The sequence below is a fragment of the Aquaticitalea lipolytica genome (assembly GCF_014641635.1).
Lineage (GTDB): Bacteria > Bacteroidota > Bacteroidia > Flavobacteriales > Flavobacteriaceae > Aquaticitalea > Aquaticitalea lipolytica.
This window is the reverse complement of the sequence record NZ_BMIC01000032.1, coordinates 1-837: the sequence shown is the minus strand read 5'-3', so window position 1 is coordinate 837 and position 837 is coordinate 1. Positions and strand designations below refer to the sequence as shown.

The following is an 837-nucleotide window of genomic DNA, read 5'->3' as shown; positions in this document are numbered from 1 at the left end:
TGTAAGTAATGATACTGCTTGTGTAAATTGAGATAGATACACTGTTTTTACAAAATTGCCAATAAATGGAAGTCTTAAAATAAAATTATCTTTAATTCTTTTAAACCCTGACTTTTTACTAAAAAACTTTCTTGAAAGTAGAACTAAAATAATACCTGTTAAAACAATCCATGAATAGTTTTTCATCAACCCAGAGAGTTTTATAATAAACTTTGTAATTGCTGGTAATTCGACATTTTGTTGCCTGAAAATATCCTCAAACATAGGCACAACAAATTGTAACATAAAAGCAACAACAAGCACTGCTGTTGTTAAAATAATGATAGGATAAGTTAAGGCATTTATTAAGTTTCTACGTTGTTCATTCTTCCTTGCATAAAAATCACCAAGCTGCTCTGTTACTTGACCTAAAGTCCCAGTTTCTTCACCAATTCTTAATGAATAATATTCATAATTGGTAAAAGGCTTTTGCAATTGTATAGCATTAGATAAACTTTGCCCAGATATTAAATCTTCGGAAATAAAATTTAAAGTGTCTTTATTCTGCTTTTTCTTTTGAGAGTTTTGTATAAGCTCTAATGCATCTTTTAAGTTAACACCAGCTTTCAATAACACACTCAGTTCTGTATAAAAATCTTCTTTTATCTTATTTGAAAATGGACTTCCAAATAAAGTAATCTCTTTTTGTAAAAAAGAAACTGAATTCTTATCGTTCTTAGGAGCTATTTTTTGTTGTGGTATGTTATCTAGTTTAAAAGCCATTTAATTCATAAATTGAGTTGCATCATTCTTTTTGAACACAAATAAATTTTTGTTTTGAAACGCTTTTGAGGTTTC

1 protein-coding gene is annotated in these 837 nt (G+C 28.2%); it reads right to left on the bottom strand.

Annotated features, from left to right (window positions below):
* The coding region (locus IEW41_RS14485) for a type II secretion system F family protein (RefSeq protein ID WP_188607088.1) at positions 1-762 on the bottom strand (762 nt) is incomplete at its 3' end.
* Positions 763-837: the final 75 nt, after the last annotated feature.